Source organism: Brevibacillus sp. DP1.3A (assembly GCF_013284245.2).
Classification (GTDB): domain Bacteria; phylum Bacillota; class Bacilli; order Brevibacillales; family Brevibacillaceae; genus Brevibacillus.
The window spans coordinates 2,593,914-2,620,291 of sequence record NZ_CP085876.1 but is presented as its reverse complement, the minus strand read 5'-3'; the positions used below and the strand labels follow the sequence as shown (position 1 = coordinate 2,620,291).

General features: G+C 49.4%; 25 protein-coding genes and 3 riboswitches. Of the genes, 3 read left to right on the top strand and 22 right to left on the bottom strand.

The genetic code is table 11. The features are described from left to right. Positions 1-38 precede the first annotated feature (38 nt). Positions 39-848: a VOC family protein gene (locus HP399_RS12065; RefSeq protein ID WP_173617280.1), complete on the bottom strand. Its 810-nt coding sequence runs from the start codon at positions 846-848 to the stop codon at positions 39-41. 77 nt (positions 849-925) lie between these two features. Here HP399_RS12065 and HP399_RS12060 point away from each other — a divergent pair, with 77 nt between their 5' ends. Next, positions 926-2,095 (top strand): CapA family protein, encoded by a 1,170-nt coding sequence (locus HP399_RS12060; RefSeq protein WP_173617279.1) that lies wholly within the window; start codon positions 926-928, stop codon positions 2,093-2,095. A 62-nt stretch (positions 2,096-2,157) separates the two neighbouring features. Here the strand turns inward: HP399_RS12060 and HP399_RS12055 are convergent, their stop codons facing one another. From HP399_RS12055 to HP399_RS11995, 13 genes are all read right to left on the bottom strand, one after another. Then, a complete protein-coding gene (locus HP399_RS12055; RefSeq protein WP_173617278.1) occupies positions 2,158-3,423 on the bottom strand; it encodes a homoserine dehydrogenase in 1,266 nt (421 codons plus the stop codon). 89 nt (positions 3,424-3,512) lie between these two features. After that, positions 3,513-3,624: riboswitch (SAM riboswitch) on the bottom strand. A gap of 66 nt (positions 3,625-3,690) precedes the next feature. Next, positions 3,691-3,797, bottom strand: a riboswitch (SAM riboswitch). A 96-nt stretch (positions 3,798-3,893) separates the two neighbouring features. Further along, positions 3,894-4,028, bottom strand: a complete 135-nt coding sequence (locus tag HP399_RS30985; protein WP_255654063.1) for a hypothetical protein — start codon at positions 4,026-4,028, stop codon at positions 3,894-3,896. A gap of 158 nt (positions 4,029-4,186) precedes the next feature. Beyond that, positions 4,187-4,393, bottom strand: a riboswitch (cobalamin riboswitch). 262 nt (positions 4,394-4,655) lie between these two features. Further along, positions 4,656-5,171, bottom strand: coding sequence for a DinB family protein (locus HP399_RS12045; protein ID WP_173617277.1), 516 nt, complete (start codon positions 5,169-5,171; stop codon positions 4,656-4,658). A 105-nt stretch (positions 5,172-5,276) separates the two neighbouring features. Then, entirely contained in the window at positions 5,277-5,900 is a 624-nt protein-coding gene (locus HP399_RS12040; protein ID WP_173617276.1) for a cyclase family protein, read from the bottom strand. A 21-nt stretch (positions 5,901-5,921) separates the two neighbouring features. After that, positions 5,922-6,911, bottom strand: coding sequence for a Gfo/Idh/MocA family protein (locus HP399_RS12035; RefSeq protein ID WP_173617275.1), 990 nt, complete (start codon positions 6,909-6,911; stop codon positions 5,922-5,924). 25 nt (positions 6,912-6,936) lie between these two features. Further along, positions 6,937-8,436 carry a glucose-6-phosphate dehydrogenase gene (gene zwf / locus HP399_RS12030; RefSeq protein ID WP_173617274.1) on the bottom strand — a complete coding sequence of 500 codons (1,500 nt, stop codon included), beginning with the start codon at positions 8,434-8,436 and terminating at the stop codon, positions 6,937-6,939. Positions 8,437-8,533: 97 nt separating this feature from the next. Then, positions 8,534-9,154: an arylformamidase gene (gene kynB, locus HP399_RS12025; RefSeq protein WP_173617273.1), complete on the bottom strand. Its 621-nt coding sequence runs from the start codon at positions 9,152-9,154 to the stop codon at positions 8,534-8,536. 142 nt (positions 9,155-9,296) lie between these two features. Further along, positions 9,297-10,472: an AAA family ATPase gene (locus HP399_RS12020; protein ID WP_173617272.1), complete on the bottom strand. Its 1,176-nt coding sequence runs from the start codon at positions 10,470-10,472 to the stop codon at positions 9,297-9,299. Between the two features lie 183 nt (positions 10,473-10,655). Next, the gene (locus HP399_RS12015; RefSeq protein WP_173617271.1) at positions 10,656-11,180 is read right to left on the bottom strand and encodes a phage tail protein; all 525 of its coding nucleotides are present in this window, start codon (positions 11,178-11,180) and stop codon (positions 10,656-10,658) included. A gap of 15 nt (positions 11,181-11,195) precedes the next feature. Next, positions 11,196-11,705 (bottom strand): phage tail protein, encoded by a 510-nt coding sequence (locus tag HP399_RS12010; RefSeq protein ID WP_173617270.1) that lies wholly within the window; start codon positions 11,703-11,705, stop codon positions 11,196-11,198. Between the two features lie 27 nt (positions 11,706-11,732). Next, entirely contained in the window at positions 11,733-12,248 is a 516-nt protein-coding gene (locus tag HP399_RS12005) for a phage tail protein (RefSeq protein ID WP_173617269.1), read from the bottom strand. Positions 12,249-12,302: 54 nt separating this feature from the next. Further along, positions 12,303-12,779 (bottom strand): GNAT family N-acetyltransferase, encoded by a 477-nt coding sequence (locus tag HP399_RS12000; RefSeq protein ID WP_173617268.1) that lies wholly within the window; start codon positions 12,777-12,779, stop codon positions 12,303-12,305. A gap of 270 nt (positions 12,780-13,049) precedes the next feature. After that, entirely contained in the window at positions 13,050-14,270 is a 1,221-nt protein-coding gene (locus HP399_RS11995; RefSeq protein WP_173617267.1) for a peptidoglycan-binding domain-containing protein, read from the bottom strand. Positions 14,271-14,460: 190 nt separating this feature from the next. Between HP399_RS11995 and HP399_RS11990 the strand changes: the two genes are divergently transcribed. Together HP399_RS11990 and HP399_RS11985 are read left to right on the top strand one after the other, a co-directional pair. Then, a complete protein-coding gene (locus HP399_RS11990; RefSeq protein ID WP_007728447.1) occupies positions 14,461-14,778 on the top strand; it encodes an ArsR/SmtB family transcription factor in 318 nt (105 codons plus the stop codon). Positions 14,779-14,877: 99 nt separating this feature from the next. After that, a complete protein-coding gene (locus tag HP399_RS11985) occupies positions 14,878-15,975 on the top strand; it encodes a saccharopine dehydrogenase (RefSeq protein ID WP_173617266.1) in 1,098 nt (365 codons plus the stop codon). A gap of 32 nt (positions 15,976-16,007) precedes the next feature. On the opposite strand, the gene pyrE is transcribed toward HP399_RS11985, so the two are convergent. The 8 genes from pyrE to pyrR form a co-directional block, all read right to left on the bottom strand. Next, complete coding sequence (gene pyrE / locus HP399_RS11980; RefSeq protein ID WP_173617265.1) at positions 16,008-16,646, bottom strand: orotate phosphoribosyltransferase; 639 nt, start codon at positions 16,644-16,646, stop codon at positions 16,008-16,010. A 27-nt stretch (positions 16,647-16,673) separates the two neighbouring features. Beyond that, the gene (gene pyrF, locus HP399_RS11975) at positions 16,674-17,411 is read right to left on the bottom strand and encodes an orotidine-5'-phosphate decarboxylase (protein WP_304502542.1); all 738 of its coding nucleotides are present in this window, start codon (positions 17,409-17,411) and stop codon (positions 16,674-16,676) included. A gap of 15 nt (positions 17,412-17,426) precedes the next feature. Beyond that, complete coding sequence (gene carB, locus HP399_RS11970) at positions 17,427-20,639, bottom strand: carbamoyl-phosphate synthase large subunit (RefSeq protein WP_173617264.1); 3,213 nt, start codon at positions 20,637-20,639, stop codon at positions 17,427-17,429. Next, entirely contained in the window at positions 20,623-21,720 is a 1,098-nt protein-coding gene (locus HP399_RS11965) for a carbamoyl phosphate synthase small subunit (protein WP_142061874.1), read from the bottom strand. Before HP399_RS11965 ends, carB begins: the two co-directional genes overlap by 17 nt. 55 nt (positions 21,721-21,775) lie before the next feature. After that, positions 21,776-23,056 carry a dihydroorotase gene (locus tag HP399_RS11960; RefSeq protein ID WP_173617263.1) on the bottom strand — a complete coding sequence of 427 codons (1,281 nt, stop codon included), beginning with the start codon at positions 23,054-23,056 and terminating at the stop codon, positions 21,776-21,778. Continuing rightward, the gene (locus HP399_RS11955; RefSeq protein WP_173617509.1) at positions 23,023-23,964 is read right to left on the bottom strand and encodes an aspartate carbamoyltransferase catalytic subunit; all 942 of its coding nucleotides are present in this window, start codon (positions 23,962-23,964) and stop codon (positions 23,023-23,025) included. The genes HP399_RS11960 and HP399_RS11955 overlap by 34 nt, the downstream gene beginning before the upstream one ends. Positions 23,965-24,219: 255 nt before the next feature. After that, on the bottom strand, positions 24,220-25,572 hold the full coding sequence (locus HP399_RS11950) for a solute carrier family 23 protein (RefSeq protein WP_173617262.1): 1,353 nt from the start codon (positions 25,570-25,572) through the stop codon (positions 24,220-24,222). A gap of 162 nt (positions 25,573-25,734) precedes the next feature. Then, positions 25,735-26,274 (bottom strand): bifunctional pyr operon transcriptional regulator/uracil phosphoribosyltransferase PyrR, encoded by a 540-nt coding sequence (gene pyrR / locus HP399_RS11945; RefSeq protein ID WP_173617261.1) that lies wholly within the window; start codon positions 26,272-26,274, stop codon positions 25,735-25,737. Positions 26,275-26,378: the final 104 nt, after the last annotated feature.

Here is a 26,378-nt window from a genome sequence, read left to right as displayed (position 1 = left end):
TTGGTACCACCCCTTGTATGTGTGTCAGATGGGGACACCTAAGTAGCTAGAAAGTAAGATCCTCCACCAATCTTATACTCGCTATTTTGGCTTGCTCCTGCCAGCCTCACAAAAAACGGTCTTTGCCCGCGATTTTTCCATGCAGTCTGCGCCAATCCCTCCTCAGTCGGTTGGCAAAGCACTACATTTCCACCCGGAAGTTCAAATGCTTGGCAGATGGCCCCCAGTTCTTTATCGTGGAATTTTTCGCTCTTCTTCCATCCAAACCAACTTTGCCAACGTGCTGTTGCTTCTTCCAGATCTTTTACTGCATAGCCTACTGACTGGAGATGGGCTGCACCGTTCGGATGTGCGCCAATGATGCCACGATTCGTCAAATCTTCTATTCTTTCCTCATCTGTTTGCGACCATTCAATGAGAAATGGCGGTAGAAGAGCACTATCTGTATCTTCGAGGAATAACATCCGCCACCGAAGCGTCGTGCCATCATCACGCGTACGACATCCCGCAACAGGTCCAGTAACCTGCAAACCTTGGCTTCGCAGGCGCTCTGCCCACGCATCCATCTCTTTGGTCCGAAGCGCAATCTGACCAAATCCTTCTCCCTTTGCTTCATCCTCGATACATTGACGTACGAGCGGATTATCTGATTGTCGAGCAAGCTCCTCGTGTTCAACCGCCAAAAATTCAACATAAAAAAGCCCGAAATAACTAAGGCTATTCCATGTCCCCCAAGACGCATGACGCCCTCCAGCTACCGCATGAAAACCCGCTTGGCAAAATTGTTCCGATGCTTCCTGAGGAGTTCGCTGTACAAAATGAACCAAATGATCAAAAGTTAATCGCACCTTTTTTCGCCTCTTTTCGTATTACTTATAGGATATCAAAATTCATTTATGTAAGGATAGAATGACAAGGGGGAAAAATGAACGAGACCAGATCAAGCCGGGTAAAAGTTCGGCGCAAGCACTCACGCAGAAAATGGGCACGCGTTGGAAAGAACACGCTCCTATTTAGCGTGTTGGCCATCTTCGTCGTCGGAACCTACTACCTATTCCAAACTGCTATGGATGGAGAACATGCCAACCCGAACACGCAGCCTGCTCCTGACAATACCGTGAACCAAAAGACTTCTGTGCAGCTCACCTTTGTCGGTGACATCATGATGTCAGGTAATGTAGAGAAAACCTTACTCGCAAACAGCTATGACTACCCATACAAGCATGTAAGCTCGCTCTTTTTGCAAGATGATATCACAATTGCCAATTTGGAGACGCCGATCACCGAAACTGGTGTTGCTGCACAGAACAAGGCCTATGTCTACAAGTCGTCGCCACTTGCTGTTCCTGCCATGAAAAACGCTGGGATTGATGTGGTGAATCTCGCCAATAATCACTCGATGGATCAAGGAGTGCCGGGATTGCTGGATACCTTTGACGCTTTAGACGAAAACCGGATTGAATACGTCGGCGCAGGTAAGGATGCCAGCCATGCCTATTCACCTGTATTCATAGAAAAGAACGGCATCAAAATCGCGATTCTCGGCTTCAGCAGGGTCATTCCCGAAACGAGCTGGTATGCAGGGCATTCCCAGCCAGGTATGGCCGCTTCCTACGATCCTTCACTAGCAGTAAAAGCGATCCAAGAAGCGAAAAACCAAGCGGATCTCGTCGTGGTGATTGCACACTGGGGCAAAGAACGCGCTGATTATCCTGTCGATCATCAAAAAGAGTTGTCTCGTGCCTACATCGATGCTGGTGCAGATTTGATTGTCGGCGGTCATCCCCACGTACTTCAAGGTTTTGAACGATACAACGACAAATGGATTGCGTACAGTCTCGGCAATTTCATTTTCACACGATCAAACGAACCCAAGACCTGGGAAACGATGGTTCTGCAAGCAAACTGTACGAAAAGCGGCGATTGTGAGCTGACGATGCTTCCGTTTCACGCAGAATTGGGACAAGCTGTACCCATGAATGAAAGCAACGGCGCTGCCCTGCTAAAACGCATTGAATCCATTTCAGAGAGTGTCGACATACAAAGTGAAGGGCGTATTCAACCTCGTGCAAAAGCGGTGGAGACTGCCTCCTGACAAAAGAAGCCGTGTTTCCAGGTAACTAGAAATACGGCTTTTCTTCTTATGATTCCTCTTACTTACGCAGATTCGATAATAGGGAAGCAGCGCACTTCTAAGCCAAAATCATTTTTCAATAGGGACTCGTGCTCTTCGCTGATTCCTGTCACGATCAAACCTGCGCGCAAGACGCCTCCCAAGTCGAATTGGACTTTTAGTTTATGCACGTTGACTCCTGCCTGCTGAAGGAAATGCAAGACACGATCTGGCGTAGCAGTATGACACGAGCCCTCAAGATAACATAGGACGTGTTCTACCGAGTCCACCGTGACTCCAGCTTTGTCAGCCGTTTTTTCTTTCCAAGTAGGATGCGGTGTGAATGGTTGTGTCAATAAATAGGCCAAATCCTCCACGACTGCACTTGCTGTGGGGAGCTCTCCTGCCCCTCTTCCTGTAAACAACAAGTCTCCTACGATGTTGCCGGATAGCTGGACAGCATTAAACGCGTCGTGGATTTGCGCCAACGGATGGCTCAGCGGAAGCATGGTTGGTTCAACAGATAGGCGAATTCCTTTCTCAGCTTGATAGGCCTGCGCGATCAGCTTGATCCGGTACCCGAGCTCGCTCGCAATCCGAATGTGACCTGCTGACAAATCTGCAATTCCTTTGCGAACAACATCTGCTAAGGGCAGCGATTCTCCGTACACAAGCTGTGCCAAGATATACAACTTGTACATAGCATCAAAGCCTTCCACATCCGAACGAGGGTCTGCTTCCGCATAGCCCAGCTCCTGCGCTTGCTTGAGAACCTCCTGGTAGGAGAGCTGCTCTGCCTCCATTTTCGTCAAAATGAAGTTCGTTGTTCCGTTAAGAATACCGCGAACGCCTTGAATATCGTTCGTGCGTAGGAACTGCCGGAGCACGCTCAAGATCGGGATGCCCCCTGCCACACTCGCTTCATAGGCAAGATGCACTTGATGTTGATTTGCCAAATCGACTAGCTCCGTTCCTTTTTTCGCCAGGAGCTCTTTGTTGGCAGTTACCACATGGCAGCCCTTTTCGATCAAAGCACGGACGTAGTCATAGGTAGGTTCTACACCACCCATGACCTCCACCACTATATCCACATTACTGCTCAATACATCCTCAAAGTCTGTTGTCAGTAAAGCCGGGTCGATATGAACCGCCCGCTCTTTTTCCGAGTCACGCACCAATGCCTTGACGATCTCAATTCGTTTACCCAGACGAGAAGCCAGCTTCTCCTGCTGCGAACGGATCGTTTTGATTACGCCTCCACCCACTGTTCCCAATCCCAATAATCCCACGCGTACCACTTCTGCACTCATCCTGACCACCCCATACCCCGAATTTTAGATAAAAAGAAAAGCCATCTTCGATAAGAAGAAGGCTTGTTAGCAGCTAATAATGCTCCCCCTCCTTATCTCCCAGGACGTATATGTCCTGCAGGAATTGGCACCTTGTCACAAAATATGCGTGACGGTTGCCGGGCTTCATCGGGCCAGTCCCTCCACCTCTCTGGATAAAGAAAATATGAAATTGAAAAAAACCTTCTTCGCTAAGAAGAAGGTTCATCTACTAATGGAGTAACCCGCTTCTTATCTTTCGAGACGAAACGTCTCGCAGGAATTGGCACCTTGTCGCATTATGCAACGGTTGCCGGGCTTCATCGGGCCAGACCCTCCACCTCTCTGGATAAGAACCATTTATGCTGTTGAGCTTTATTCTAAGAAATTCCAAGGCAAGCGTCAACAAAATTCTTTCTTTTCTGATTGCAATCTGAATTGGCCAGGTTTTCTCAGTTGTGGGTGAACAGGCTTTCTACCTCTTCCATACTACAGCAAGTGCAATGAAACACGCCCTCCTGGCATTCCTCAGGCAGCTCTTTTTCCTCGACATATCCGCACCATTGGCAAATAAAAAGTTGCATCATCGCACACCCTCCTCTTCTTTTATCCTGCCCAAAATAAAAAGAGCATTTTCCACTCGACCGTGACGATCGTTAGAAAATGCCAGAAAAGGAGGGACGTACTTGTCCACTCGCTGTTTTTCGCAAGCCATCTCTAACACCTCCCTATCTCCCGTAGGTCTATCAGTGTTGTCGAAACAGGCAGGTCTCCTGACTATGGGTTCATCGTCTAGCGTCGCCTTCCCCGTCTATTTTGATAGACCAGTGGCTTGTTGGACGCTGACTCCCCTCTTACAGTGGCGGGACCGTGTCGGATTTGCACCGAGCTTCCCTATTATCCTTGTGGCGAATTGGTTACGCCCTAAGGAACCTGTTTCCACCTATGAAATTGTCATTTATTACTACCACCCTCAGATTTTACCTTATTTCCCCTTATTTTGCGAACATTGCTCGTGGGTCAGTAACCATTCCTTTCGCCACAAGCCACCCGAATAGCCTGTTAAACTTCCGTTTGCTCCTATAGGTGGTCAATGTGTGCAAGACTGTTTCTGAAAGCCTCTCCCTTTCATCCACAGGGGAACAGAAAAGGACTGTCTCTTGCCGGAAAAATATTCGTCCAGCTGTTGCCGACAAACGAGGAGAGGCTCTGACCTACCCCAAATACCGAGCCTTTAAAATGGTAGTGTGGTGAGCTTCATGTCCTGCAATCACATAAGCCAACGTCCTTGCAGATAGCTTGTTTCCGTTGGCAATTCCTGTACGCAACCACGCTTCCGGAGAGATTCCGCGGACCTGTGCGATGGTGGAAGCCCGAACAGCCTTATACTCTTCCAGTAAATCTGAGAGGTCTCTTAGCTGATAACACCCGTGTTCGACAAAAGCATTCTCATCAAAACCAACGAGGGGTGTCTGATCTCCTCTCGCGATTCTCAGCAAGCGATAGCTCATGATGCGTTCTGTATCGACGAGATGACCCAAAACCTCTTTTACCGTCCATTTTCCTGGTGCATATCGATAATCCATTTGCTCGGGCGCAAGTGACGAAAATAATGCGACTTGCCTCTCGCCTTGTTGTGTGAGGATCGTTTGCAGCTCCCCCTCAGGTACAAGCCCAATATAATAGTCAAAATAAGCAACGTATTCATCGCGATCTGGTCGTCTGAGCATGTATTTCCCACTCCTCGTCATTCATTTTGGTTAGACAAATTATACCCCCATGCATCCCAATACGAACGAACCCGCCTGATCTTCACAGGCGGGTGACGCTCACCATTATTCGCTATGTAAGCCTTCAAACAATAGGACCCTTGCCGGGGCTGCATCCGTGCCGATCAGCTTGAGTGGTGCAGCTACCAGAAAATACTCGCCTGGCGGGACCTCTGCTAGCCGCAAGCCTTCCACGACAATGACTCCCGCTGCAAACAGCTTTTTATGTGTGGGGTGTCCTTCCTGGGCGCGTTCGATTCCAAGTGCATCGGTACCAATACCCCGCACACCCAGCTCACTTAAATATTCTGCTCCTTCTTCAGACAGAAAAACGAATTCAAAAGAGAACGCCTCTTCAAAAGAGTTTTTCGTTTTAAACAGGACAAAATCTCCTCGCACAAGATCGAAACTCTCCAAGTCGGAGCGAGTGATCCTGTCTTCTACCGCTGTGAGATCGAGAACCTTGCAATTGCCCACTAGCTTCTCCAAGGAAATACTCTCAAATGTATCGCCAGCATTCACCATGTGCAGGGGAGCATCTACATGGGTACCAGAGTGAAGGTCCATGTCGATTCTCGATTCAGTTACATAGCCATTCGTAGCGGTTCGTATTTTCGGCTGCTTTTCCGGCTTGTTTTTATACACCGTCATTCCTTCGTACACGGTGGCAGTTACATCATACATTTTCATCCCAAACGCCCTCCCCTTTGCCTACTGTTTTTTACGATCCGCTGGAAAAACAATCCCCATCTGTCTTCTCGCTTCATCCATGACCTGCATGGCCATTTTGGATACTTCATGCGAATTCGTTGCAGATTGTCTGGCCCCGCTCTTCGCCAAGTCTAGGAATTCTCTTATTTCATAATGCATGGTCTTCGGGGTTTGTGGCCTTGTCACTTGCTCGATTCGTCCGTCCCTGTAACGAATGTCCACTTCTTTGAGATGGTTGATTCGATCGATCACCATCGTAGCGTCCTCCCCTTGAATTTCTGCTGGTTGATAGGAGGTCGTAATTTTCGAGAAACTAATGATTGCATCCATCTCTCGATACTTCAAAAGCATACTGCCCTCTCCGTCCACTCCAGAATCAAGCACAATTCCTTCTGCTTTGATGTCGTCTGGTCTGCCAAAAAGGATGAGTAACGGATAAAGACAATAGATACCGATGTCCATCAAGGCTCCGTTTGAAAAAGAAGGATCAAAAGCACGTAAAACCTTCCCTTCGCGATACGCGTCATAGCGCGAAGAATATTGGCAATTACTAGCAATAAAGCGTCGTACTTTTCCCAGCTTGTGCAGGTTGTCTTGTATCGCAAAAAAATTGGGCAATAGTGTAGATTTGACGGCCTCCATGAGCAGCACGTCATTTCTTTTCGCTGCCTCGATCATTTCTTCTACCTCAATCGCATTGGAAGCCAGTGGCTTTTCACATAATACGTGTAGCCCCGCGTCCATGCACTGGATCGCTTGCTCCGCGTGGCAGGAGTTGGGGCTCGCAATATAGACCGCGTCAATATTTTTGCTTGTAGCCATTTCTTCTAGGCTGTTATAGGCAAATGGAGCATGGTACTTGTCAGCGAATTCCTTGGCGCGTTCGATGGTACGTGAATAAACAGCCTGAAGAGAAAATCCTTCTACTTCTTGACCAGCCTGGATAAATTCCTCGGTGATCCAGTTCGTTCCGATTACGCCAAATCGCATCTCATTCGCTCCCTTTTCTTTTTGTCTATCTCGTTGCAGTAACTGGCACTGGTTCTTCGAACTTATCCAGCCACCACACGAATCCGTCCGCAGCAAGTAATTGCTCTGCGGCCTTCGGTCCGAATGAGCCAGCTTCGTACGTAAAGAGTGGCACCAAATTTTCACCGAAGGCTTCCAATATCGGTGTCACCCACTCCCACGACAGCCGGACCTCATCCCAATGCGCAAAGTAAGTGGAATCCCCTCGGAGTGCATCGAACAAAAGCAGCTCGTACGCTTCTGGCACGTCTTTTGTCCCTGCACTGAAATCTACCGTCACCGGCTCAATCTTACCGCTATTTGTCGGATTCTTACTATTTACCTGCAAGGCAATACCTTCGTTCGGATTCACGTTGATGATCAACAAATTAGGCGATGTCGTTTCATTTTGCTCCTGATATAGCTTTTCGTGCGGATTTTTGAACTCAATAACGATCCTGGTTGATTTCTCTTGCAGTCTTTTTCCCGTGCGAATATAAAATGGTACCCCTTGCCAAAACGGGGCATCAATCCAGACGCGCGTGGCAATATACGTTTCTGTCATCGAAACGGGATCGACACCAGGCTCGTCCCTGTAGCCAGCCATAGGCGTTCCTTGAATATGTCCCGCGCTATACTGACCGCGAATAACGTGGGTGCGAACTTCTTCTTTCTTCATCGGACGCACGGCTGCCATCACCTTGCGCTTTTCTTCGCGGATATGGGCGGACGTAATTCGCTTCGGAAGCTGCATGGCGATGATCATGAGCATTTGCAGCATGTGATTTTGGAGCATGTCGCGCAGTGCCCCGGCAGGTTCGTAATATCCAGCCCGATCCTCAACGCCGACCGTTTCATTCGCCGTAATTTGCACGTTGGCGATGTACTGATTGTTCCAGAGAGCTTGGAAGACTGGGTTCGCAAATTCGAGAGCCCCGAGATTTTGGACCATTGGTTTTCCCAAGTAATGGTCAATGCGATATATTTCTTCTTCCAAAAATGCTTTCCCCAGCTTTTCATTCAATTCTTCAGCGGATTGCAAATCATGTCCAAATGGCTTTTCAATGATCAGACGCTTCCAGCCTGTCGTTGAACCCAGTCCGCTGGAGTTGATATTGGTTGCAATTCCCTCGAAAAATTGCGGGGCTACTGACAAGTAAAACATCCGGTTTTGCGGGATTTGCAGCTCTTGCTCTCTTTGCAGGACCAGATCATGTAACGTTACATAAGCACGTGGTTCCATGACATCTACTTCCGCATAGCGACAAGCAGACAAGAAAGCGTCTAGCTCGTGGGAATCAATCTGGGCGCGACGAGAAAACTCATGGACAGACTGGCGAACCGATTCCTGAAATTCGTCATCAGACCAGGCCCTTCTCCCCACACCGATAATCGAAAAGGCAGCAGGCAACTTTTGATCTACATATAAATTAAAGAGCGCAGGGAAAATTTTGCGTTTGGCTAAATCTCCTGTCGCGCCAAATAGGACAAAGGTCATCGCTTCCATCTACTTTTTCATTCCCTTCATACGTACACCGTGATGATGGTTTTTGTAGTTACACTGTTATTATTCGAGAAAATCACTGCTTTATCAATATGCAGCCTTACGACCGACGCAAAATTGCACGTACCGGACTTCCATCTGCCTCCATCAAAAGCAGCGGCAGTGCGATCAGTTCGTAATCACCCGGTTCCACATGATCGAGCAGGAGCCCCTCCAAAATATGAATATCATGCTGGTGAAGCCCATGATGAGCAGCCAGTTCCTTGCTGTCCAACGGATCGACAGATGGGACATCCACTCCGATCAGCCGAATGCCTTTTTGGGCGAGGAACGCTGGCAAATCTGCTCGCAGATGACAGATGGTTGACGGAAACAGATTGGGGTCGCTCCATGATAATGTTTTGAGCAGCAAGCGTTCCACCCCCTCCAGATCAACGTGGGCAAAATCTTCTGGGCCAATGCTGGAACGTCCAGTAAGCTCTACCACTCTTGCCACTCCAATGTACAGGTCCAAGGGCAATGCCGCCATTTTTCGACCATCATCATCGAAATGGAATGGAGCATCCACATGTGTACCCGTATGTACACTCATCGTTATTTTACCGACATTGACTGAGCCACTCTCCGCTTTGGGCCAGTTTATGACATAGTGAAAGGGAGTGTCCCCTGGCCAGGTCGGCATACCTGCCATGAGCGGACGGGATATATCTATTATTTTCATCGCGTATCCTCCACCTTCCAGCAACTGTTTATACCTATACTCAGCGTACAAAAAAGACTATATTGAGTCAATATTCTAACATTTGTACCCAAAAAAAGACCGCAGCTTGTTAGTGAGCCGACAGTCTTTTCGTTTGTTGATATCAGATTCTACTATGAAGAGACAGGTAGTCCCACACTTCATCATAAATTCCGTTGTAATCCACTTGTTTCAAATGCTCTTTCAAAGTCCTCAACCACTCAATGGTTGTTGGATAGGTAGCTGCAATAGCCTCTCGTAGATCGCTCATTTGAATCGGGCGATCGACCCCTTTTGTAACGATATCATGCCATACCTGCTCCGTTGCGAGCTCCACTACATACTCGATGTCTGCCCCCGAATAAAACTCTGTCCATCCTGCTAATTGCCCATAATCGAGCATCTCAGAAGGACGGCCCTCCAGTTTTAAGCGAAAAATATCCTCCCTTGCTTGCCGATCTGGCGGTCCAACAAAAATCCAGTGATCAAAACCAGCCGCTCGGAGCATGGAAGGCTCCAATTCCCATGGAACGTTGGTTGCGCCCATCAGGACGAATCGTTCGTCGTACTCTCCTGCCTCCGCTATCTGCTGAAGCCATTTGGAATCGATCCCCTGTCTGTTATAGGAGTTCGCATTCTCGTCATAATGGCTGGAAGCGTCTAGTTCATCTAAAAAGAACAGAAACGGTTTATTGGCAGGGACTGTTGCCAGTAAGTCATGGATGTTGAACTGCCTGTTCGACGACGTATACATGCTTCGACCGCCTGTGATCGCCATGGAAAAAAAATGAGCCTGACATTCTTCTGCAGTTGCTTTTGCTAGCAAAGATTTTCCGCACCCCGATGGTCCGTAAAGTAAAATGGTACTTCTCTTTTGAGGCAACCGTTGCGAAATAGGATGTAGGAGTCTTTGAAAGATTGCCTCTTTTACTCGTCCAAGCCCGCCGACCATTCCAAAACCCTCAGTTCTCTCAACGAGTTGAACCGAGTTTGCGGTGGTCTTCCCTTTGCCCCCTTCGATGACGCGTATCTTAGGTGAAAACATCGTATATGTAGAGGAATCCTTTTGATGGATCCCTTTTAACGTCCGCGAATATGGGGATTCCTTTTGCAGCTTGTTGAGCTCGATCACAATTTTTTCCTTCATCGCTTCATTTCCATAGGCAAGGGCCTGCGTAAACGCCTGTAAAGCCTCCGTACGATCCCCCTGCTCAGCATGCTCTAATCCTAATAACAGCCATACTGGTGCGTTGCGTTGATCGCTCGTCAACATGCTTTTCAGTATTTCTATCTTCGTCATCTGCTTCATCCTCTGCGATCGTTCTGCTTCAAGCGATCGTTTAGTATCACGGACATATCCATTATAATGCATACGTCTCGCAAGAAGAATACGAAAAGTAGGAAAAGATGGAAGAAGGGCTGTGACCGTCATTCGAAAAAGACGCCTCCTGCTACACAGCATCGGGCGTCCAAGATACAGTTCCTATCCTCTCGGCGGAAAATTTCCGCCACTCACACAAATGATGAACGAGAGTCCAAGATAAGGTTGCATATTATTATGTGGTTGAGTCCCGCCAGTGGTGCCGATTGCTTGCGGGCTAAGCTGTGTCCCATCACTCGTGTTGGAATAAGGAATGACAGATCCCCGGCCAACGGTGGAAGACCATTTGGCCCCTGTTGGCGTATCCTCTGTAGGAGTTGCGCACGCATTCGGAACATGAGTATGCGCCGGAATATCGTTTTGCAGCAGAGTGATGTTGACATCACCACCTGTTTCACCTGCCACACGCGGTGTCAAGGCAGGTCCTTCCCCCTGGTTCATGGGTGCTGAGCCTCTTAAATTGGGAAGCGCGAATGTCGTTTTGCCATCTCCACCATACTTCGTTCCCAATACCGCATACAATACAGGATTGGAAGGGATCGAGATCAATTGTCCATCACAAAAAGCCCAATCCCTCGGTGGGAAGTTGCCACTGAAGATACGAATTTCTCCAATATACGGGTCCATATGATAGTACCTCCTCTAGTTTCTTGACGGGTAAACCCCTTGAATCGCGATACAAAAATTCCCTACCAAATACGGCTGCATATTTGTATGAGGTGCACTATTCCCTATCGTTTGCAACGCACTCTCGCTCATCGTCGTATCCGGGGTTGTCCCATAGGTTGCGGCGGAAGCTTGTGCCCAGTAGTTCCCAGCGCATACTTTGTCATTGGCAGTTGCATTTGAGCCAGTTGCCGTATGGGTATGGGCGGGTATTTCGTTCGTCGTTAATACATGGGTTTCTTCGCCGGCTGACATACCGAGCGTTACAATTGGACGATCGGCAAGTCTGTTTTGATGAACGGGGACGCGGCCTCTTAAATCTGGTAAAGCAAACGTCGTGGTCCCGTTCCCCCCATAAGAAACACCTAACAAGGAAAACAGTGCCTGGTTTCCGTTGATAGACAGCACCGCACCATTACACAAGGCCCAACCCTTTGGCGCAAATGCAAATGGAAAAAAGCGAATTTCTCCAAGAAATGGTTCCATGTAAAATCCTCCTGTTCGATTTGGATGTTACTGTTGTGAAGGATAGATCCCGTACAGGGCGATGATGAAATTAATAACCGTAAACGGCATCAGGTTACTGTGTGGGTGATTCCCACCTACACTGCTCAAGCTGGACGCGTTCATTAATCCATCAGGTGCATTCGCTGAATATTGCTGCGCATTCTTTGCCCATACAGCATTGGCAGGGCTGTTCTGCGTTCCTGACTGCGATGATGCATGGACCGTATGCGTATGCGCGGGCAATTGTGGGACGGTTAAGGTGACGGATTCTACACCATTTTTTTCACCCATCACGTAGGTAGTTCCTGTACCCGGATTTTTCCCTTGATTAAGCGGGATACGTCCCCGTAAATCAGGCAACGCAAAAGTCGTTTGTCCATCCCCGCCGTATGTGGTTCCAATCAAACTAAACAATGTGTCGTTTTCAGAAATAGATATGATTTGTCCTTCGCATAATGCCCATCCTTGTGGAGCATAATCTCCCCCAAACATCCTGATTTCTCCAAGAAATGGCTCTGCCATGTTGCTTCCCCCTTATGTAAAGTGGTTATTTCCGTTGTCGAACGAACAGATAGGTCATTTTTGCAGAACTGGCTGCCATTCCATTTGGCTATACAGCCCTGTTGAGTCTGTCACAATGAATTGAAATCGTTCATATAATCGAAAGGCGGGATTCCCTTGTAAAACGCTTAAACGAATTGGTAATTGGAAGGCTTGAGCATCTTTTTGCAAATCGCCAATCATGATAGAACCAACACCCTGTCCCCGATAAGCAGGCAGCAAGGAAATATCTACAAGATGCAAAGCATCTCCGCTCGCATCCGTGATCATCCGACCGATAGGCTGCTCGGATCGGAGAATGATTTGATGCTTCTGAGCGGGAAACTGCATTTGGTAAGATTTCTGTTGCATGATAAACTGCGACTGTAAAAAAGCAAGCTTGTCCGACTCACTCCAACCCCAAAGAGCCATTTCTTCGGTTCTCGTAGAACAGTACAATTCCCAAATAAATGCTTCGTCTTGCTCATATTCAAAAGGTCTGGTATGTACCATAATCCTCCTTGCATGCAATCGTTGTACTTTTCTGTCATTTAATCAGTTACCTGCTTGCATTCTTTCAGGCCTGGATACGCCGACTTGTCCTTCCTATGTATCGCTCTTCCTCCTTCGAACTTTTTCTGATATCCTGGCTGATTAAATAGCAATCATGAATAATGATATCATTAGCCAAATTCCTTCTAACACTAACTAAAGTTAGCTCTTTTACATGAAAAACGCTTCGTCCCTAAAAAGAGAAGAAGCGTTTTTATCTCCCGTGTGCAATTAGTCTTTTCCAGTACCTTTGTTGTCCTCATTGTTCTCATTGTTCTTACCGTTGCCGTTACCGTTGCCGGTTCCGGTTCCACCTCCATTGCCATTGCCATTGCCGCCACCGTTGCCGTTACCACCACCGTTGCCTTTTCCACCACCGTTGCCTTTTCCACCGCCGTTGCTGGTTCCACCGCCGTTACCGTTGCCTTTACCTTGGCCTTTACCTTGGCCCTCACCTGTTCCGCCACCGTTGCCTTTACCTTGGCCTTTACCTTGGCCTTCACCTGTTCCGCCGCCGTAACCTTTTCCTTTGCCTTCACCTGTTCCGCCGCCATAGCCTTTACCTTGACCTTGACCTTGGCCAGTTCCACCGCCGTAGCCTTTTCCTTTGCCTTCGCCTGTTCCGCCGCCGTAGCCTTTACCTTGGCCTTGACCTTCGCCTGTTCCGCCGCCATAGCCTTTACCTTGGCCAGTTCCACCGCCGTAGCCTTTGCCTTGGCCTGCTCCGCCGCCCATACCTCCACCTTGACCTGCTCCGCCGCCCATGCCTCCACCTTGACCTGCTCCGCCGCCCATACCTCCACCTTGACCTGCTCCGCCGCCCATACCTCCGCCTTGACCTGCTCCGCCGCCCATACCTCCACCTTGACCTGCTCCGCCGCCCATGCCTCCACCTTGACCTGCTCCGCCGCCCATGCCTCCGCCTTGGCCTGCTCCGCCGCCGTGACCTTTACCGCCTCCTTGGCTCGCTCCGCCACCGTGACCTTTACCGCCTTCATGGCCTGCTCCGCCACCGTGACCTTTACCGCCTCCTTGGCCCGCTCCGCCACCGTGACCTTTGCCGCCTCCTTGGCCCGCTCCGCCACCGTGACCTTTGCCGTCTCCTTGGCCGCGTTTGCCAGATTTGATACTATCATAAGAATAAACAATGTTTTGGAACGTACGATTATCTACATTTCCTGTAACAGGCAACCCGTGTTTTTTCTGAAAATGCTTCACACCACGTACGGTAACATCATCATAGTATCCATTGATTTGACCCGAGTAACTACCTAATGATTTCAACATTCCCTGAATCACATAAATATCTGGCCCATGAGCACCTTTGCCCACAGCCAGTCCTGTATGAGGAAGGGAAAACATGAGTGTGGCAGACAAAAAAGCTGCACCGATGATTTTCTTAACCTTCCCTGTTTTCATAAGAGAGCCCAGGCTCCCCGTTCCTTTATTCATACACAAGCACCTACCTTTACTTTTTTTGTAACCTCCCTTACTATTCCCTACTTTTCTTTCCTATTGCATCTGGCGATTCTCGCTTCCTCTTCTTTTATTGCTGATCTATCAACGTTTTTATGACTTGCAAAAATAAGGAAGAACTCATATACTTTGGTTTAAATGATTAAGTTTATTAACGGAGTGTGCAATGACGAATCCAACCTGCAATGAAAAAGCGATTCAAATATTTATGGAGTTAAGTCCATACTTCCAAGGCTTGGGTGATCCGATTCGGCAGCAAATCGTAGCTCTTCTCATCGACAAGGAAAGCATGAACGTAACACAAATCGCCGAGCATATTCCCATGTCTAGACCTACGGTGTCTCATCACTTGAAAATATTAAAACAAGCGGGCCTAGTAAACGTTCAAAAGAAGGGAACAGAGATGTTTTATCGGCTTGAAATTACAGAAGCGATCCGACTTTTCAAGCAATTGGTGACTTTCGTCGAAGAAGAGTGCAACTGAATTTGAACCGTCACGAAAAGGGACAGTGTGTCCCTGTTTTTCACAGCTATCCGTTAATGAACTTAAACGAATAAACGTTTAATCAAAGGGGAAATCTACATGAATCTCACCAAAGTTCTAATTGTCGGCGGCTACGGAACGGTCGGGAGCCAAATTGCCAAGATTCTGCACGATCGCCACCCTACTCTCGAATTATTGCTGGGAGGAAGGTCTGCGGGAAAGACTTTGCCATTTGCGTCCACTAGGCTAAAGCCTTTCCTCCTGGATATCTCCAAATCCGATCCTCTCGCCCATGCTCCAGATGATTTGACCTTGATTATTAGTGCAGTAAATGATCCTGATGACACACTGCTACTTGCTGCAGTTCGCCGACAGATTCCTCTGATTGACGTCACTCGTTGGACAGAACGATTTACACGATCGATCGAACGCTTGAAGAATGAGAACATTGGCTCTCCAGTCATTCTCGCCTCAGGGTGGATGGGGGGAACTGTAGCGCTTCTCGCAAGCATACATGCAGCTTCCATGCAAGATGTCCAGATACATCTTCACGCCCTTTATTCCCTTCAAGACAAAGCAGGTCCAGATTCCACCGACTATATGGATCGCATGACGATCCCTTTTACTGTGACCACACCCACTGGCGTAAAAGAAGTTACACCCATGTCTGATCCGGTACCCGTGACCTTTCCCAATGGATACACTACGAAATGCTATCGTCTTGACACACCGGATCACATGACGCTCGTGAAAGCCCAAAACGTAACTACCGCTGATTTTCGCATCGCCTTTGACCATAAACTGTCTACTTTTGCCCTCGTTTCATTGGTAAAAAGCCGGATATGGAACCTGCTCAGCAAGAGCACACGTCAAAAAATACTGTACAATCCAGGCGCAGGCTCTCCTCATCATGTTGTCATCCAAATAAATGGGCGCAATCAGCATGGCATGAACGTGAAACGCCAAGTCGACATTACTGATCCGAAAGGGCAGACTCATCTGACCGCTTTGGGAGCTGCCATTTTTGCACAACAAATCATTCTGCAAAACGAAAACCCAACGGTTACGCCCGGTATTCTTTTTCCAGAGGATTTCGGTCATTTCGAAATGACTGGCGACGATATCCTCCAGTTCTATCGATCCGAAGGGGTCCAGATTGTGATCCACGACGAAACAAAAAAGAGTAGGACGGTTTAACCGCCGCCCTACTCTTCATCATGTATCACTTATTATTCAAAAAAAGTACGCGGGGATTTCCGCCATTCACCCAATACTTTTTCCTGTTCGCTTGTAATAACCCCTTGCTCTGATGCTACTTCCAAAAGTGCTGTGTAATTCGATATGGTGGAGCAAGGAACACCCGCTTCCTCAAACAAAGCTTGGGCATCCGGGAATTGGTAGCTAAAAATGGCTACGACCCCTAGTACCTCTCCACCCTCAGCCTGCACCGCTTGGGCTGCTTTCAAGGAGCTGCCTCCAGTGGAAATCAGGTCTTCAATCACGACTACCTTTTGACCAGCCGCCAATGCGCCCTCAATCTGGTTTTGGCGACCGTGGCCTTTTGCCTTGTCCCGTACGTAAATCATAGGCAGATCAAGCACCTCTGCTACCCATGCAGCATGTGGAATACCAGCAGTCGCTGTTCCAGCAACGACTTGCGCATCTGGGTACTGCTCCTTGATCAAATCGGCAAATGCTCTCGCAATGGCACGACGCACATGCGGATAGGACATCGTGATCCGGTTGTCGCAGTAGATTGGGGATTTGATCCCGGACGTCCATGTAAAAGGTTGCTCCGGTCGCAGATGAACTGCCCCGATTTCGAGAAGATTCGCTGCAATTTGTTTAGCAGTTGTCATTGTCGTCATTTCACTTATTCCCTCCAGCTGGCTACTTTACGAACGATCTTTTTCCACTGCTGCGACGATACTTTGCCAAACCCCTACCGGATCTTTTGCACCCGTAATGGCGCGTCCGATCACGAGGTAATCACTGCCCAAGCGGAATGCCTGTTCCGGCGTCGTGATACGCGTCTGATCGCCTTGATCTGCTCCCAGCGGACGAATTCCTGGCGTGACTGTTACAAATGAGTCTCCAGCAGCTTTTTTGATCATCGGTACTTCTAGTGGAGAAGCAACGACCCCATCCAAACCAGCTTGCTTGGTCATTTGTGCATAGTGCACCACAACATCTTCTACCGCACCCGGAATCGCCAATTCTTGATTCATCGTTTGCAAACCAGTGGATGTCAGCATCGTCACACCGATCAGGAGGGGACGAGCAGCACCTGCCGCTGTCCCTTGCTCCAAACCTTCTCTCGCTGCCGCCATCATGGCTACGCCGCCTGCCGCATGAACGTTTACCATGTCTGCTCCCAGCCGCGCTAGGCTTCTCATCGCGCCTTTTGCTGTATTGGGAATATCGTGAACCTTCAAGTCGAGGAACACTTTAAGCCCTTTTTCCTTCAGAAAGGAAACGATCGCTGGCCCTTCTGCGTAAGCGAGCTCCATCCCCACTTTTACATAGCGGATATGCCCCGCTAAAGGCTCGATGCACTTCTTGACTTCATCCAGTGTGGAAAAGTCGAGCGCAACAATCATGCGTTCGCGAATATCGGTAAGTTGTTGTTGCACGCTGCTCTCCCCTTTTTATATGGTTACTGCCACTTTGGCACCAGCACGCTGGGCTGGCATTGCTTCTGTAGAGAATGTGATCGTCTCCAGTACGTGCAGGAGAGCGGAAGCTGTATCGAGAGAAGTCAAGCATACAGCGCCGTTCTCTACTGCTTCCCGACGAATGCGGAAGCCGTCGCGTTGTGGCGTTTTGCCTTTTGTCAGTGTATTGAGTACGATGTTCGCTTCGCCTGTATGGATGACATCCAACAGGTTTGGCGTGCCTTCGGACAATTTGCTTACGCGTGTTACTTGTAGTCCCGCTTGCTCCAAATAATCGGCTGTGCCTGCGGTCGCCATCAGCTTGAAGCCGAGGTGGCGGAAGCGTTTCACGATGTCTAGCGCTTCTTCCTTGTCTTTATCAGCAACTGTCACGAGCAAGGTGCCTTGTGTCGGGATATTCATGCCCGCTGCGACCAAGCCTTTGTACAACGCTTTTGCCAGAGTGCTCTCGCGTCCCATGACTTCTCCGGTCGATTTCATTTCAGGGCCGAGCGTAATATCGACGCGACGCAGCTTTGCGAAGGAGAAGACTGGTACTTTGACAGAAACCATTGACTCCTCTGGATGGTAGCCCGGTGTAAAGCCTTGTTCGATGATAGAGTGACCTAGGATCGCTTTCGTTGCGATGTTCGCCATTGGAATCCCCGTTACTTTGGAGAGGAATGGCACCGTACGCGATGAACGCGGATTGACCTCGATTACGTATGGGCGGTCTTTATAGATGACGAACTGGATGTTGAGCAAGCCTTTGATTTGCAGGGCACGCGCCAGCTTTGTCGTCATGTCGATCAGTTCATCCTTGATTGCTTGGGACAAGGATTGCGGAGGATATACAGCGATAGAGTCACCGGAGTGCACCCCTGCGCGTTCGATATGCTCCATGATACCTGGGATCAGAACGTCTTCGCCATCGCAGATCGCATCGACTTCCGCTTCTACCCCAACCATGTAACGGTCTACCAGTACAGGGTGATCAGGATTTACCTTCACCGCTTTTTCCATGTACTCCAACAGTTCGGATTCGTTGTAGACGATTTCCATCGCACGTCCACCAAGTACGTAGGATGGGCGAACCAGGACTGGGAAGCCAAGACCTTCTGCTGCCACTACTGCCTGTTCGACTGACGTAACCGTTTTGCCTGGTGGTTGGGCGATTTCCAATTCGCGCAGCAGTGCTTCGAACTTCTCGCGGTTTTCCGCTGCGTCGATGTTTTCCAGACTCGTACCCAAGATTTTGATTCCGCGTGCAGCCAGCTTGTCAGCCAGGTTGATCGCGGTTTGCCCGCCGAATTGTACGATGACACCCTCTGGTTTTTCCACATCGAGAATGTTCAGGACGTCTTCGATGTACAGCGGCTCGAAGTACAGGCGATCAGAAGTGTTGAAGTCTGTAGAAACCGTCTCCGGGTTGTTGTTGATGATCACAGCCTCATAGCCCGCTTCTCTCAGTGCCCAGACAGCGTGGACAGTCGCATAGTCAAACTCGATTCCTTGACCGATGCGGATTGGTCCGGAGCCCAGCACGACCACGCGCTTCTTACCAGTCTCGATACGCTCGTCTTCTACTTCATACGCGGAGTAGTAGTACGGTGTTTGCGCTTCGAATTCTGCCGCGCAAGTATCTACCATTTTATATACAGGTACAAAGCCTTTTTCTTTGCGCATTGCGTGTACCGCTTCTTCTGTCTCACCGCACAGCTCGGCAATTTTGCGGTCCGTGAAGCCCATGCGTTTTGCTTCGTACAGCTTTTCGCTCGTCAAGCCCTTTGCCAGTTCCGCTTCAAAGGCAATCATTTTATGGAACTTGTGCAGGAAGAACAGATCGATCTTGGTCAGGTTGTGCAGTTGTTCGATCGTCCAGCCACGGCGCAGTGCTTCTGCCAGCAGGAAGAGTCGTTCGTCATCCGCGTGCACCAGTCGTGCTTTCAAATCGTCCTCGCTGATTTCGTCTGCTCCCTTGATCTCGATGTGGTAGCTGCCGATTTCCAAGGAACGGATGGCTTTCATGATCGATTCTTCAAAAGTCCGACCGATCGCCATGACTTCTCCAGTCGCCTTCATTTGCGTACCGAGCTTGCGGTTGGCGGATTGGAACTTGTCGAACGGCCAGCGTGGGATTTTGCTAACGATGTAGTCCAGTGTTGGCTCGAAGCATGCGTATGTTTGGCCTGTCACTGGGTTTTTCAGTTCATCCAACGTGTAGCCGATTGCGATTTTGGCTGCCATCTTTGCGATTGGGTAGCCTGTCGCCTTGGAAGCCAGTGCAGAAGAGCGGCTCACACGCGGGTTCACTTCGATCACGTAGTACTGGAAGCTGTGCGGGTCGAGTGCGTATTGTACGTTGCAGCCACCCTCAATACCAAGCGCCCGGATGATGTTCAGTGCAGATGTGCGCAGCATTTGATACTCACGGTCAGCCAGTGTTTGGCTTGGCGCTACTACGATGGAGTCACCTGTATGCACGCCGACTGGGTCGATGTTTTCCATGTTGCAGACTACGATGCAGTTGTCGTTGGCATCGCGCATCACTTCGTACTCGATTTCTTTCATGCCAGCAATGCTTTTCTCGATCAAGCATTGCGTAATCGGGGAGTATTTCAATCCGCTTGCGACGATCTCGCGGAGGGTTACTTCATCTTCACAAATTCCGCCGCCTGTACCACCCAAGGTGTAGGCAGGACGAACGATGATGGGATAACCGATTTCGTTTGCAAAATCGACAGCTTCTTCTACCGTGCTCACGATGACAGATTCAGGTACCGGCTCGCCCAGTTCATTCATAAGGGAGCGGAACAGCTCGCGGTCTTCTGCTTGCTTGATCGATTCCAGCTTGGTTCCGAGCAGCTTTACATTTTCTTGCTCGAGTACGCCTGCTTCTGAGAGGGCAACAGCCATGTTCAAGCCTGTTTGACCTCCAAGTGTAGGCAGTAGTCCATCCGGCTTCTCTTGACGAATGACTCGCGCTACGAATTCAGGTGTGATTGGTTCGATATATACTTTGTCCGCCATGTTTGTATCAGTCATAATGGTCGCTGGGTTGGAGTTGATCAGAACTACCTCCATGCCCTCTTCTTTTAACGCTTCGCATGCTTGTGTTCCTGCATAGTCAAATTCAGCAGCCTGCCCAATGACGATAGGTCCAGAGCCGATTACGAGGATTTTTTTCAGATTATCTTGTTTTGGCATGAGTTTTTTCCTCCTTAGCGGTTTCCATCATCGCAAGAAACTGGTCGAACAGGTAGCCGGAATCATACGGTCCTGGAGCTGCTTCTGGATGGTACTGTACTGAGAATGCATTCTTCGCTGCATGTCGTACGCCTTCGATGGTGCCATCATTAAGTGCGATATGTGTAACTTCCAGTTCCGTGCCTGCCAATGAGTCTTCTTTGACTGCATAGCTGTGGTTCTGGGATGTGATATATGTGCGTCCGGTTGGCAGCTCTTTTACCGGATGGTTGCCGCCACGGTGTCCGAATTTCATTTTCGTCGTGTCAGCGCCAGATGCAAGTGCAAACAGCTGGTGACCGAGGCAAATTCCGAACAGAGGATATTCACCCAAGATTTCGCGAATCATTTCTACGGCTTGCGGTACGTCCTTCGGGTCCCCAGGGCCATTGGACAAGAGTATCCCGTCCGGCTGAATGCGGCGAATCTCTTCTGCTGTCACATTGTAAGGCACAACGACTACGTCGCAGTTGCGTTTGGTCAACTCACGCAAAATCCCGTGCTTGGCGCCAAAGTCTACCAGCACTACCCGATGACCTGTACCTGGGCAGCTGAAGACGCTTTTCGTAGAAACGCGTGATACTTGGTCTGTCATCAATGTCGTGCCGTTTAGGGCAGCAACCAATTCAGCCAACGGGGCTTCACTGGTTGTAATCATGCCCTTCATCGTGCCGTGGTAACGAATTTTTCTCGTCAGCATCCGAGTGTCGATACCGGCAATGCCCGGGATGTCGTATGTTTTCAGCAGTTCATCGAGTGTGTTCGTATTGCGCCAGTTGCTCGGTGCCTCGCAATGCTCGCGAACAACGAAGCCGTGAATGTATGGACGAACAGCTTCAAAATCGTCTCGATTGATCCCGTAATTTCCGATCAGCGGGTATGTCATGGTGACGATCTGTCCGCAGTAGGATGGGTCGGACAAAACCTCCTGATAGCCAGTCAGCCCTGTATTGAAAACCACTTCACCGTAGGACTCCTTTGTCGCTCCAAATGCAGTCCCGATAAATTCTGTTCCATCTTCCAAGATCAATCTTGCACGCATCTATGCTCCTCCTCCATTGTCGTGTAAAAACTTGTGTCTTGTCTGTAAGTCGTTTTTACACGTTTTGATATACGATCTTCCCATCTACCAGCGTCAGGGTCGGCCAGCCTTTGCATGCCCAACCAGCAAATGGTGTGTTGATTCCTTTACTTGCGAATGTGCTTGGGTCAATTGTTTTTTCGGTTTCCAGATCAATCACAGTCAGGTCTGCTGGCGCGCCTACTTCCAGACGTCCGTATGGCAGTTTGAATGCTTCTGCTGGCTTTACGGTCAACAGCTCAACCAGCTTCTTCAAAGTCAGCTCTCCAGTTTGCACGAGATTTGTGTACAGGAGCGGGAATGCTGTCTCCAGTCCGACGATTCCGAACGGTGCACGGTTCATCCCGTTTGCTTTTTCCTCTTGAGTGTGTGGTGCATGGTCTGTGGCGATCATATCAATGGTGCCGTCTTTCAATCCCGCAATCAGTGCAGCGCGATCCTCACGAGAGCGCAGTGGCGGGTTCATTTTCCAATTCGTATCCAGATTGTCTGGGATATCCTCGTCGCACAGCAAGAGGTGATGCGGACTGACTTCACACGTTACATTTACGCCAGCGCGTTTCCCGTCGCGTACCAGACGTACCGACTCTTTCGCGCTGATGTGGCATACGTGGTAGTGCACACCAGTCTGTTCTGCCAGCAAAATATCGCGGCCAACGTGGATGGACTCTGACTCAGATGGAATTCCAGGGAGACCGTGGCGAGCTGCTACCACCCCGTCATGCAAAGCTGCTCCCGGGATCAACAGGTCTTCGTCTTCACAGTGAGCAACGATTGCGATACCAAGCTCTGCTGCTTTTTGCATGGCCTTTTTCATCATCGCTGTGGATTGCACACCCACACCGTCATCTGTCAGCGCGAAGATCCCCGCTTCTTTTAACCCCGCAAAATCCGTCAACTCTTTTCCCAATTGGCGAACAGTAATCGCACCATACGGGATCACGCGCGCCATACCAGCCTCGCTCGCTTTGTCCAAAATGTAGGTCACGGTCTCGACACTGTCGATGGACGGTCGTGTGTTCGGCATGCATGCTACTGTTGTAAATCCGCCTTGTACCGCTGCTTTTGCTCCTGTTTCGATCGTTTCTTTATGTTCAAAGCCTGGCTCACGCAGATGTACGTGGGCATCGATGAGACCCGCGCTAATCATGCCGCCGTGGCAATCGATCCATTCATGCCCCTCGCGATCGAGCGTTTCCCCCTTCGCTGTGATTCTTCCCTTTTCCACCAATATTTCCATCGGGGTGAGTTCCCCCGCCTGATTTAGTACGTTGCCGTTGCCAAGGATGATTCCCATGTCATTTCGCTCCCTTTCAAAAGAGTTTCTAGAACTGCCATTCTTGCTGCGACTCCATTGGTCACTTGGGTTTGAATCAAGGACGTTTCGCATTCTACCAAATCGGTATGAATCTCAACCCCACGATTGACGGGTGCCGGATGCATGATAACTGCGCTGGACTTCATCATTTTGGCTCTTTCCAGAGTCAGCCCGTGTGCCTTGTGATACTCTTCCTTCGATAGATAGAGGGATTCCGCATGGCGCTCCAGCTGAACGCGCAGCATCATGACCACATCTGCGGTTTGAACCGCTTCTTCCATTTCCACGATTTTGACACCTTGCGGGATATGTGCCGGCATCATCGTAGCTGGACCTGAGAGCAGCAGATTCACGCCGAGCTTTGGCAGCGCGTGCAGGTGAGAACCGAGCACGCGGCTGTGGCGCAGGTCTCCAATGATCGCTACCGTGAGACCAGAGAGCTTGCCAAACTGCCTTTTCATGGTCAAAAGATCGAGCAGGCATTGAGTCGGGTGCTCATTCGTTCCATCTCCCGCGTTGATCAGCTTCATGTCTACGCTTTCTGCTAACTCTTGCAGCAGGCCTTCTTTCTTAGTGCGGATAACGGCTGCTTCCACTCCCATTGCTTCCAAGGTGCGGATCGTGTCATAGACCGTTTCGCCTTTTACGGTAGAGGAGGTTTCCGGAATGAAGTTCAAAACATGTGCGCCCAGTCGCTTTTGTGCTACCTCAAAAGAGAAGCGGGTTCTGGTACTGGCCTCGAAGAACAGATTCGCGACAAACCGTCCGCGAAGGATATCCGCCTGCTCAGTTGGTCTGGCAGCCCAATACTCTGCTCGCTCGAGGAGCTGGATGATCTGTTCTTTCGATAAGTCTTTGAGGCCAATCAAATGCGCTACATTTTTCATCATGAATCCCTCCGGTTCTTTAATATTCAAAAGGAACGGTCAATCCCGTTCTTTTGCAGACCGCAAGCGGTCGGATCCTGTTTTATGGAAAACGTCGAGACGTTTTTCACAAAGAAAAAGCTTCTTGGCATCGCTTTGCATCTGGAGGCAAGCGAGACAAGAAGCTGGTTGAGTGCCTTTTTTGGGCAGCCAAAACAGCGTTCTTTGCCTTGCCAGCCTCTCTGGACTGGATTTAAAGGATTGGGAACGTTTGTGCTATTGATTTTGTTCTTCGCGGTGTGCTTCTCCCATCGCGGACTCTTTTCCCGGAAGGATCAGGTGTAGAATGATTCCCAGGAAGGTAGAGAGTGCGATATTATCGATGGTCAGATCGTTCAGGAAAGCGATACCTGTACCTGCAAAACTGATTTTGTATCCGCCGATTCCCGTTACGAGGATGACCGCTGCGAGAATCATGTTGCGCTTGTCTGCAAAATTCACTTTGTTCTCGACGTACATCCGCAAGCCTTGTGCCGCGATGATACCGAACAGGATGATGGAGACACCGCCAAGTACCGGCGTTGGGATCGTCATCAAGAAGGCACTGACCTTACCTGCGAAGGCGAACATAATCGCGAGAACCGCAGCCAAACCGATGACGACGCGGCTGTATACCTTTGTAATCGCAAGGACTCCGATGTTTTCACCGTACGTCGTTGCAGGTGGACCGCCCATAATCGCAGCGAGTGACGTTGCAATACCGTCCCCGAGTAAGCTGCGGTGCAGTCCAGGGTCTTTCATCAAATCACGATCCATGACTTTACTCGTTACCAGCAAGTGACCCAGATGCTCTGCCAATGTGACGAAAGCGACTGGTGCGATAACCAGGGCAGCGATCCATGCGCTTGGATTCGCCATTGCACTCGTCACCTCTGCGAATTTGAAGTGGGAGGTAAACATTTCACCGAATCCAACAACCCAAGGAGCATCTTTCACTGTTTGAAAATGAATCAGATCAGGGTGACGCAGCAGTGTGTATACATAACCTGAAACCATTCCGATCAAGATTGGGATAAGACCAAGGAAACCGCGCAGCATGACCGCTGCAAGAACTGTTATGACCACGGTAATGAGCGAGATTTCAATCGAAGTCAGTGACATCTGCGATTGACCGTCTACAGTGACTTTCGTTGCCATATCTACTGCTACGCCAGCTAGGCTCAGACCGATCACAACGATGACGGATGCGATGACAACTGGTGGCAGTACCCGATCGAGCCATTTGACTCCTGCCTTCTTCACGATCCCGGCGACGATGATGTACACAATCCCGGAGAGGAAGCAGCCTAAGAGTGCCGTCCCTACGCCATGCGATTGACTCACGACGATAATCGGACCAATGAAGGCGAAGGAAGAACCGAGATAGTTTGGAAGCTTTCCTTTGGTGATCCACAGGAACAGAAGTGTCCCGATCCCGCTCGCCAAGAGGGCGGTTGCAACATCCAAACCCGTCAAGATCGGTACGAGTACAGTCGAGCCGAACATCGCAAACAAATGTTGAATACTTAGTGGCAGCAATCGCGAAATATGTGGTGTTTCGTCTACATCGATGTAATTTTTCTGGCTCATGACTGTATGCCCCCTGTTTTGTTTCTTTCATTCAAAAAGCTTCTTTTATACAAAAAGCCTCTTTGTGCGGACACAAAGAGGCTAGCTTCGCCATGCTCATGGGAAGTTTCTTGCCTCTTGCCGACCTCACGGGATCGTTTTTAAAGAGGAGTTATTTTATTTTTACAGTAGCTGTCGGATGGACACAATGTCCATAACGTCCACTTCTGCCAATTGTACATCGACAATTTCCGTTCGAGCAGTTGGGAGGTTTTTTCCGACGAAATCAGGGCGGATTGGCAGCTCGCGATGACCGCGATCAACCAGAACAGCCAGTTGAATCATCCGTGGGCGACCGTTGTCAATCAGTGCATCCAATGCGGCACGCACGGTTCTTCCTGTGTAGAGAACATCATCCACCAGAATCACAGTCTTGCCTGTGATTTGATCCGGGAGCTTGGAGCCTTGCAAAATGGCATCTTCGGACTTGTGTTGCAGATCGTCACGATAGAACGTAATGTCCAGCTCACCGACTGGTACCTTAACATTCTCAATCATTTCGATTCTTTCCACGAGGCGTTGCGCGAGGTAGATCCCTCTGGTCTTGATACCCACGATAATGAGATCCTCGACGCCTTTGTTTCGCTCGATAATTTCATGTGCGATTCGTGTAAGCGCTCGGCGAATTGCGGCATCGTCCATAATGACGCTTTTGTTGATCATCTCAATATCCCCCTTCTCGACGGGAACAGTGGACCTTACGAAAAAAGGCTCCTTGTCAGGAGACAAGAAGCCCTCGGACAAACTGACCGGACTGTAAGAGTCCC

What these genes read in the sequence shown, in the direction of transcription:
- HP399_RS12005 (WP_173617269.1), bottom strand. Translation starts at nt 12,248, where the DNA reads ATGGCAGAGCCATTTCTTGGAGAAATCAGGATGTTTGGGGGAGATTAT.
- HP399_RS11955 (WP_173617509.1), bottom strand. Translation starts at nt 23,964, where the DNA reads ATGAAAAATGTAGCGCATTTGATTGGCCTCAAAGACTTATCGAAAGAA.
- carB (WP_173617264.1), bottom strand. Translation starts at nt 20,639, where the DNA reads ATGCCAAAACAAGATAATCTGAAAAAAATCCTCGTAATCGGCTCTGGA.
- HP399_RS11985 (WP_173617266.1), top strand. Translation starts at nt 14,878, where the DNA reads ATGAATCTCACCAAAGTTCTAATTGTCGGCGGCTACGGAACGGTCGGG.
- HP399_RS11950 (WP_173617262.1), bottom strand. Translation starts at nt 25,572, where the DNA reads ATGAGCCAGAAAAATTACATCGATGTAGACGAAACACCACATATTTCG.
- HP399_RS11965 (WP_142061874.1), bottom strand. Translation starts at nt 21,720, where the DNA reads ATGCGTGCAAGATTGATCTTGGAAGATGGAACAGAATTTATCGGGACT.
- pyrR (WP_173617261.1), bottom strand. Translation starts at nt 26,274, where the DNA reads ATGATCAACAAAAGCGTCATTATGGACGATGCCGCAATTCGCCGAGCG.
- HP399_RS12040 (WP_173617276.1), bottom strand. Translation starts at nt 5,900, where the DNA reads ATGAAAATGTATGATGTAACTGCCACCGTGTACGAAGGAATGACGGTG.
- HP399_RS12060 (WP_173617279.1), top strand. Translation starts at nt 926, where the DNA reads ATGAACGAGACCAGATCAAGCCGGGTAAAAGTTCGGCGCAAGCACTCA.
- HP399_RS12035 (WP_173617275.1), bottom strand. Translation starts at nt 6,911, where the DNA reads ATGCGATTTGGCGTAATCGGAACGAACTGGATCACCGAGGAATTTATC.
- HP399_RS11995 (WP_173617267.1), bottom strand. Translation starts at nt 14,270, where the DNA reads ATGAATAAAGGAACGGGGAGCCTGGGCTCTCTTATGAAAACAGGGAAG.
- pyrE (WP_173617265.1), bottom strand. Translation starts at nt 16,646, where the DNA reads ATGACGACAATGACAACTGCTAAACAAATTGCAGCGAATCTTCTCGAA.
- HP399_RS12020 (WP_173617272.1), bottom strand. Translation starts at nt 10,472, where the DNA reads ATGACGAAGATAGAAATACTGAAAAGCATGTTGACGAGCGATCAACGC.
- zwf (WP_173617274.1), bottom strand. Translation starts at nt 8,436, where the DNA reads ATGGAAGCGATGACCTTTGTCCTATTTGGCGCGACAGGAGATTTAGCC.
- HP399_RS12045 (WP_173617277.1), bottom strand. Translation starts at nt 5,171, where the DNA reads ATGCTCAGACGACCAGATCGCGATGAATACGTTGCTTATTTTGACTAT.
- HP399_RS12010 (WP_173617270.1), bottom strand. Translation starts at nt 11,705, where the DNA reads ATGGAACCATTTCTTGGAGAAATTCGCTTTTTTCCATTTGCATTTGCG.
- kynB (WP_173617273.1), bottom strand. Translation starts at nt 9,154, where the DNA reads ATGAAAATAATAGATATATCCCGTCCGCTCATGGCAGGTATGCCGACC.
- HP399_RS12000 (WP_173617268.1), bottom strand. Translation starts at nt 12,779, where the DNA reads ATGGTACATACCAGACCTTTTGAATATGAGCAAGACGAAGCATTTATT.
- HP399_RS12055 (WP_173617278.1), bottom strand. Translation starts at nt 3,423, where the DNA reads ATGAGTGCAGAAGTGGTACGCGTGGGATTATTGGGATTGGGAACAGTG.
- HP399_RS12015 (WP_173617271.1), bottom strand. Translation starts at nt 11,180, where the DNA reads ATGGACCCGTATATTGGAGAAATTCGTATCTTCAGTGGCAACTTCCCA.
- HP399_RS30985 (WP_255654063.1), bottom strand. Translation starts at nt 4,028, where the DNA reads ATGATGCAACTTTTTATTTGCCAATGGTGCGGATATGTCGAGGAAAAA.
- HP399_RS11960 (WP_173617263.1), bottom strand. Translation starts at nt 23,056, where the DNA reads ATGGGAATCATCCTTGGCAACGGCAACGTACTAAATCAGGCGGGGGAA.
- HP399_RS11990 (WP_007728447.1), top strand. Translation starts at nt 14,461, where the DNA reads ATGACGAATCCAACCTGCAATGAAAAAGCGATTCAAATATTTATGGAG.